Here is a 4940-nt window from a genome sequence, read left to right on the forward strand (position 1 = left end):
AACCACCTCCGCAGCCATTTATTGGTGTGGTCTACAGAGGATTATGTCTTTTTAGAGGGGAAAATCCCTAGAACCCCTAAATGGTAATGCGGCAGGCATACGTTGTCCATATGTTGTAACTATTCATTCTATAAATTTTACTTGATCAATATCAAAAGTCAGGATTATTATGCCGATCGGTACAAAACTAACATAAGGATAGCGAGATGGTAGGCAAACACCTTAGAACGCCTCTTCTACTAATCTCATTTGCAGCGCCATTGGTGTTGTCTGGATGTCAAGATTCACGCGCCGAAGCACCTGCATCAGCACCGCCACCACCAACGGTTGAAGTGGCACAAGTGCTTGTAGAACAGGTTACCGAGCTTGATCAATACACTGGTCGATTAGAATCACCTCAAACCGTCACCGTAATGCCTCGTGTATCGGGTTACGTAGACCGTGTTCACTTCCGTGAAGGCCATCTCGTAGAAGCTGGAGACGTGCTTTTTTCAATCGACAATCGTTTGTTTGTTGCTGAAGTTAACCGTTTGAAAGCGGAACTTAGCAGTGCTCAAACAAGCTTGAACCAAGCAATCAAAGATTATGAACGTGCACAAAGACTAAGCAAAACTAAAGCAATTTCTCAAGAGACCGTTGATGCGCGTTTTGCAGATCAGCAGCGTAGCGTTGCAAGTGTTTCAGCTCTTAAAGCTGCTTTGGCAAAAGCGGAACTAGACCTTGAATTCACTCTAGTTCGCGCGCCGATTGCAGGCAAAGTTTCTTTCGCAGAGGTGACCAAAGGTAACTATGTAACTACGGGTCAAACCGTTCTTACGTCACTGGTATCTACTTCGAAAATGTACGCTTATTTCGACATTGATGAGCGTAGTTTCCTTAAATATCAAGAGATTAATAACCTCATCTCAGCGGATGGTGAAATTGAAAATGTCGTCCAAATGTCGTTGGCTAACGATACCGATTTCCCTCATATCGGTTACATCGACTTTGTAGACAATGCGATTGACGAAGCAACGGGAACCATTCAAGTTCGCGCCGTTTTTGATAATGCGGATAAGAAATTTTTACCGGGTATGTTCGCCAAAATGCGTATCGCTGGCTCGGATAGCTACCAAGGTGTGTTGATTGATAACAAGGCGATTGGTACCGATCTGAATAACAAGTATGTCTTGGTTTTAGGCGATGACAATATTGTCCAATACCGAGCAATCTCTCTTGGTGAAGGCCTTAACGGTCTGCGCATTGTATTGGATGGCCTAAAAGGCGACGAAAAGATTGTCGTCAATGGCTTACAACGCGTTCGTGCCAACATGCCTGTTACGCCCGATGAAGTTGCAATGGCTGATGAAAACACCCTTGCCAATATTCGCCAGCAACAAGCATTACGAGACCAGCAGCGCAGTGAGCTACTGACTCTGCAAGTGAAGCAATAAAGGAACCATTGCAATGTTTTCCCAGTTCTTTATTCGTCGGCCGATCTTTGCATCCGTGCTGTCGATACTCATATTCATCGGTGGTGCATTGTCAGTATGGCAACTGCCTATCACTGAATACCCCGAGGTTGTACCTCCGACTGTCGTTGTAACAGCGACTTACCCGGGTGCGAACCCGAAAGTGATTGCGGATACCGTCGCGTCTCCCCTCGAAGAAGAGATTAACGGCGTAGAAGACATGCTGTATATGTCTTCTCAAGCGACTTCTGATGGCGTGATGACGTTAACCGTCACCTTTGCCATTGGTGCCGACGTAGACAAAGCGCAAACCCTAGTTCAAAGCCGTGTTGATCGTGCCCTACCTCGTTTGCCTGAAACCGTTCAGCGACTTGGTGTTGTGACGGAAAAGTCATCACCAGACTTAACCATGGTCGTTCACTTGGTGTCGCCTGATGAGCGTTATGACCTACTTTATCTTGCGAACTATGCAGCGCTTAACGTTAAAGATGAACTTGCCCGAATCGAAGGTGTGGGTGCCGTTCGCCTGTTTGGTGGTGGCGAATACAGCATGCGTATTTGGCTTGATCCAAACAAGGTCGCAAGCCTGGACCTCAACCCTAGTGAAGTCATTTCTGCGATTCGCGAACAGAACCAACAAGCTGCAGCAGGTAGCCTTGGTGCTCAACCAAGTGGCTCGTCAGACTTCCAGTTGCTTATTAATGTCAAAGGACGTTTAAGCGAAGTTGAAGAGTTCGAGAACATCATCATCAAGGTTGGTGAAGATGGTCAGATCAACCATTTGAAAGATGTCGCTCGTATTGAATTAGGTGCCGAAACCTACTCACTTCGTTCACTACTTGATAACCAAGACGCAGTTGCCATTCCAATCTTCCAAGCTTCTGGCTCAAACGCGATTCAGATCTCTGATGACGTAAGAGCGAAAATGGAAGAGCTGTCAGCTAGCTTCCCTCAAGGTGTGAGCTACGAGATTGTTTACGACCCAACGGTATTCGTTCGTGGTTCTATTGAAGCGGTAGTGCAGACACTGCTTGAAGCGGTATTACTTGTTGTACTAGTTATTGTTCTGTTCCTGCAAACTTGGCGCGCATCGATCATCCCATTAGTTGCGGTTCCGGTTTCATTAGTTGGTACGTTCGCCTTCATGTACTTAATGGGCTTCTCTTTAAATGCTCTGTCACTGTTTGGCTTAGTACTCGCTATCGGTATCGTTGTTGATGATGCGATCGTGGTGGTCGAAAACGTCGAGCGAAACATCGAAGAAGGTCTTGCTCCTATTGCGGCGACAGAAAAAGCGATGCGAGAGGTTACAGGCCCAATTGTTGCGACGACGTTGGTGCTCGCTGCGGTATTCATCCCGACTGCGTTTATGTCTGGCTTAACGGGTCAGTTCTATAAACAGTTTGCGTTGACCATTACTATTTCAACGTTCATTTCAGCTATTAACTCGCTGACTTTGAGCCCGGCTCTTTCTGCCCTGTTGTTACGTGGTCACGACCAACCGAAAGATTGGCTCACGCGTGCAATGGATGGCTTGTTCGGACGCTTCGTATTTACCCCATTCAATAAGCTATTTAACAAAGGTTCTATCGCTTACGGTTACGCGGTGAAGAAGAGCATTCGACTTGGCGCACTGATTGGTGTGATGTATGTTGGCCTGCTTGGCTTAACGGCTTACCAATTCGATCAGACTCCTACGGGTTATGTGCCGGGTCAAGATAAGCAGTACTTGGTTGCATTCGCGCAACTGCCAGACGCGGCTTCACTTGAGCGTACCGATGCAGTGATTCGTGAGATGTCCGAGATTGCTTTGGCACAACCAGGCGTTGAACACTCCGTTGCATTCCCAGGTCTGAGCATTAACGGGTTCACCAATAGTCCAAACAGCGGTATCGTGTTCACTCCGTTGGCTGATTTCGACGAGCGTCAAGATCCGAGTCTTAGCGCAAATGCGATTGCAGGTCAGCTGAACCAAAAATTTGCTTCTATCCCTGATGCATTCATCGCGATCTTTCCACCACCACCGGTTCAGGGTCTGGGTACGATTGGCGGTTTCCGTTTGCAGATCCAAGATCGAGCGAACCACGGCTACGAAGCGCTATACGGTGTCACTCAACAAGTGATCATGAAAGCATGGGCGCACCCGGCACTAACTGGTGTGTTCTCAAGCTATCAAGTTAATGTTCCACAGTTAGACCTGGATGTTGACCGTACGAAAGCGCTCAAGCAAGACCTATCATTAGACGATGTTTTCTCTACCCTGCAATCCTACATGGGGAGCACGTACGTCAATGATATCAACCGCTTTGGTCGCACATACCAAGTGAACGTTCAGGCCGACGAAGAGTTCCGCCAAACACCAGAGCAGATTCGCCAACTAGAGGTTCGAAATGCGAACGGTGAAATGATTCCTTTAGGCGCGTTTGTTGATGTGAATTACAGTGCTGGTCCTGACCGTGTGATGCATTACAACGCTTATACCACAGCAGAGATCAATGGTAGCCCTATGCCAGGTTTCAGCTCAGGTGAAGCGCAAGCAGCGATTGAGCAGATCCTTGCAGAGACACTACCGATTGGCATGACTTACGAATGGACCGAGCTGACCTACCAACAGAAGTTGGCCGGTGATACAGCTATGTTGATCTACCCACTGGTTATCTTGTTGGTGTTCCTTGTACTTGCTGCGCAATACGAAAGTGTACGTCTTCCGATGGCAATCATCTTAATCATTCCTATGACGCTTCTATCGGCGATCAGCGGTGTGATTCTATGGGGTAGCGACAACAATATTTTCACTCAAATTGGTCTAATCGTACTGGTTGGTTTGGCAACTAAAAACGCCATCCTAATCGTAGAATTCGCCAAAGAGTTGCAAGATAAAGGTCGCACTGTGATGGAGGCTGTTCTTGAAGCATCACGCTTACGTCTTCGCCCAATCTTGATGACGTCGATTGCCTTCATCATGGGTGTGGTTCCAATGGTGTTCTCTACTGGTGCCGGTGCTGAAATGAGACAAGCAATGGGTATCGCTGTGTTCTCTGGCATGATTGGTGTAACCATATTCGGTCTGCTACTCACGCCACTGTTCTACTACGTATTGGCTAAACGTACTCCTAAAGAGCAGAGTGACAACACAGAGCAAGTTGCACTAGAGCCGATTAACGAATCCACTGTCTAATCCTTTATTTTGAGTGATTAGAAAGGCAGCCCGTGCTATTTGGGGCTGCCTTTTTTTCGTTAAGGACTCAACGGCAATTCCAGCCGTTATTTTTTGTTCAGTCTAGAAACTGTTGAATATCGTCGACGTCCATTAACTCTGACGATAAATACCGCTCTGCATAGTTGCGATAAACACCGCTCGTTAAAAGCAGGTGGAAAATCTCTTTATCAATATGTTCATTCTCCGCCATTTTGGGGTTCTAGGGATTTTCCCCTCTAAAAAGACATAATCCTCTGTAGACCACACCAATAAATGGCTGCGGAGGTGGG

Annotated in this window: 3 protein-coding genes; 2 read left to right on the forward strand and 1 reads right to left on the reverse strand. The window is 47.0% G+C overall.

Annotated elements, in window-relative coordinates; all coding sequences use genetic code 11:
• Window positions 1-206: 206 nt before the first annotated feature.
• Window positions 207-1433, forward strand: a complete 1227-nt coding sequence (locus tag R7R78_RS23635) for an efflux RND transporter periplasmic adaptor subunit (protein ID WP_203347287.1) — start codon at window positions 207-209, stop codon at window positions 1431-1433.
• 13 nt (window positions 1434-1446) lie between these two features.
• The gene (locus R7R78_RS23640) at window positions 1447-4629 is read left to right on the forward strand and encodes an efflux RND transporter permease subunit (protein WP_203347286.1); all 3183 of its coding nucleotides are present in this window, start codon (window positions 1447-1449) and stop codon (window positions 4627-4629) included.
• 97 nt (window positions 4630-4726) lie between these two features.
• On the opposite strand, the gene R7R78_RS23645 is transcribed toward R7R78_RS23640, so the two are convergent.
• Window positions 4727-4861, reverse strand: a complete 135-nt coding sequence (locus R7R78_RS23645; protein WP_257898055.1) for a hypothetical protein — start codon at window positions 4859-4861, stop codon at window positions 4727-4729.
• Window positions 4862-4940 lie beyond the last annotated feature (79 nt).

This window comes from Vibrio sp. 2134-1, assembly GCF_033339495.1.